The organism is Bradyrhizobium sp., assembly GCF_049512235.1.
Lineage (GTDB): Bacteria > Pseudomonadota > Alphaproteobacteria > Rhizobiales > Xanthobacteraceae > Bradyrhizobium.
In genome coordinates this window covers 1-2553 of sequence record NZ_JBEKXH010000729.1, presented here as the reverse complement: position 1 = coordinate 2553, position 2553 = coordinate 1, and the positions used below count along the sequence as shown (strand labels likewise).

Below are 2553 nucleotides of genomic sequence, written 5' to 3'. Positions count from 1 at the left end.
CGTATTTCGATGGCAGGCATTCTTCGATGCTTGACCCAGCCCCTTAGCGTAACTCTTCCGGCTCGCTTTTCCAAATGGTAACCGTCGTCCCGGTTTACCCCTGCGCTTGGCGAAATGGACTTTCTCGCTTCTGCAGTGCCAGCCTAAGATCACGTTGCGCGTGGCGATCACCAAGCGCGATCGGCTCGCGCTTGTTTTCCGGGCGGCGAGCCCCAGGACGCTGTCGCAGTGCTTAGAATTGGAATCATCTCAGACACCCACGGGCTGCTGCGCCCCGAGGTCGAGGCACACCTCGCAGGCGTGGCGCATATCTTCCACGCCGGCGATATCGGTTCGCCAAACGTCATCGTCGGACTCCAGCGGATTGCGCCTGTTACTGCGATCAGAGGGAACGTCGATACCGGCCACTGGGCGGAACATTATCCGGAGACCCGGATGATGATGCTCGGTGGGCGCTGCATCTATGTCTTGCACGATATCAAAACACTGCATCTCGATTCAATCTCGCGCGGGGTCGACGTCATCGTTTACGGCCACTCGCATCGGCCCCGGATCGAGACCATTCGCGGGGTGCTCTATCTCAATCCGGGAAGCGCCGGGCCCCGACGTTTCAACCTGCCCGTCACCGTGGCGACTTTGGATCTGACCTCAGGCGGTCTTACGCCGGTCATCCATCATCTTGGTAACGCAAGCTGATCGTGGAGGCCTCATCGACGGGAGGTCGAGAGAAATCCAGACGGCCGGTCTCTCGAACATTCCGCGTCATTGCGGGCTATCCGCGGCAATAATCCACAATTTAAAGGATTTGGATGCTTCGGGCGACGCCGGGTTGCCGGCGAATGAGGCCGTTTCGTTCGAGCGTCAAGACCATCTGGTGGACCGAGGGCGGGCTGACTTCAAAGTGACGCTGCATGTCGGTCTCGGCGGGTGGGCGCCGGAACATGTGCGAGTAGGTGTAGATGAAGGCCAGGTACTGGCCTTGCTTTACGGTGAAGCGTTGAGCGCTGGGGCTGCGAGCGGCGCCTGATTTTCGATTCATTTGAGGATTCGTCCGATCCTCCAACAAAGAGGTCGGCATGAATGTACGTCATCGGGTCGAACTGAGCCAAGCGAACCTGATGAACTCACCGTCGTCAACGACATTCGCGTCGCCACGAATGGCGGCTTCGTTCTCGGCGCGGCGCGTTTCCCGGAGAAGATCGCCGCCATGCCCGGGCGCCGCGTGACCCCGGGCCAGCCCGGACGGCCATCGCGCAAATATACCGATCGCGGCAGTGCCGGGCCCAACCCCCGGCAAGACCGGCCGAGGCGCAATCTCGGCCGTGAACGCTCAAATCACGGACTTCAATGAGCCGGTGTTTGCCAATCTACCCCGGCGCTATGCTGGCGAGTTGCGGAAAGGTGGTGTCGCCCATTGCCGGGGACTCGTCGGGCTATCGGTTTTGCGATAGGCGGAAGCGCGAATGGCCTTGACCAAGCTTGGCCCGCGTACTTCCGACGGCTCGTCGCGCAGGATCGTTGAAACACAAGCCCAGTGGTGCGCACACAGGAACTGCCGATCCTCGTTTCACGGCCCGATGCCCGACCGGGGCGACCCTTAGCGCGATGCCGCTTGCGAATTGCGGCGGCTCATCTATGTATATCCCAATTGGACATACAGAGAGATAAGGCAATGACAGCTTCCACGGTATTTACAAGCAATCGCAGCCAAGCCGTCCGGTTGCCGAAGGCGGTTGCCTTCCCGGCGGACGTGCATCAGGTGGATATTTTGAAGATTGGCCGCAGCCGCTTGATCGTACCGCAGGGCAAACGGTGGGACGACTTGTTTCACACGGGTCCGCGCGCCAGTGACGACTTCATGGCCGAGCGTGTGCAGCCGCAGGCCGAGGAGCGCGAGCCGCTCTGATGCTCACCTACATGCTCGATACCAATATCTGCATCTCAGCGATGAAGAATTATCCGCCGAATCATTCCGAACGTTGGCAAAGTGGTGGCCAGGGGCGGCGGAATCTGTCGATCCTAGGCCATGGATAAGAAATAGCTTTCGCGGTCGCGGATTTTTCCTTACTCACACGCCTACTCTCACACCCATGGCGAAGCCATGAAGCGCGATGATGAGATTTGAGTTCAATCGAACTGGGGCGACAGTCGTGAAGGAAGCTATCGGCGCTCTTGCTCCTTATCTGAAGTAAGGAGGAACGATGGAGTTAGACGAGGCGATTGCCGTGACGATCGATGTTCTGCTGCGAGGCGGAGCTGCGTCTTATGGCTACGATTTGTACCCGCCCCAAGTCGTCCGCACGTACTTGGAATGGCAGCGACAGATACCGCATCATGAGCGCGAACCGATTGTCCGGAAGATGGCTCCGCTTTCATGGATGCGGCGTGGGAATTGTGTCGGCGGGGACTGGTCCGGCCGGGCGTCAAGAATATCGGAGAGCAGGCAGTAGCGGAGACCGGGTACTCGGTGACAGAGGCCGGACGTGCAGCATTAGCTCAGATGGACCCCGCAGCTCTGGTGATTTTACAACCAGGGTCGCTCGCGCGCACGTT

General features: G+C 59.5%; 3 protein-coding genes. 2 read left to right on the top strand and 1 reads right to left on the bottom strand.

Annotated elements, in window-relative coordinates:
* Nucleotides 1-228 precede the first annotated feature (228 nt).
* Nucleotides 229-696: a metallophosphoesterase family protein gene (locus ABSG20_RS34515; RefSeq protein ID WP_423868909.1), complete on the top strand. Its 468-nt coding sequence runs from the start codon at nt 229-231 to the stop codon at nt 694-696.
* A gap of 100 nt (nt 697-796) precedes the next feature.
* Here ABSG20_RS34515 and ABSG20_RS34510 read toward each other — a convergent pair whose 3' ends face one another.
* Nucleotides 797-1039, bottom strand: coding sequence for a LexA family protein (locus tag ABSG20_RS34510; RefSeq protein WP_423868908.1), 243 nt, complete (start codon nt 1037-1039; stop codon nt 797-799).
* Between the two features lie 633 nt (nt 1040-1672).
* Here ABSG20_RS34510 and vapB point away from each other — a divergent pair.
* Nucleotides 1673-1906, top strand: a complete 234-nt coding sequence (vapB, locus tag ABSG20_RS34505) for a type II toxin-antitoxin system VapB family antitoxin (protein ID WP_423868907.1) — start codon at nt 1673-1675, stop codon at nt 1904-1906.
* Nucleotides 1907-2553: the final 647 nt, after the last annotated feature.

Bases quoted from the DNA above. Each gene is read 5' to 3' on its own strand.
- vapB (WP_423868907.1), top strand. From the start codon at position 1,673: ATGACAGCTTCCACGGTATTTACAAGCAATCGCAGCCAAGCCGTCCGG.
- ABSG20_RS34510 (WP_423868908.1), bottom strand. From the start codon at position 1,039: ATGAATCGAAAATCAGGCGCCGCTCGCAGCCCCAGCGCTCAACGCTTC.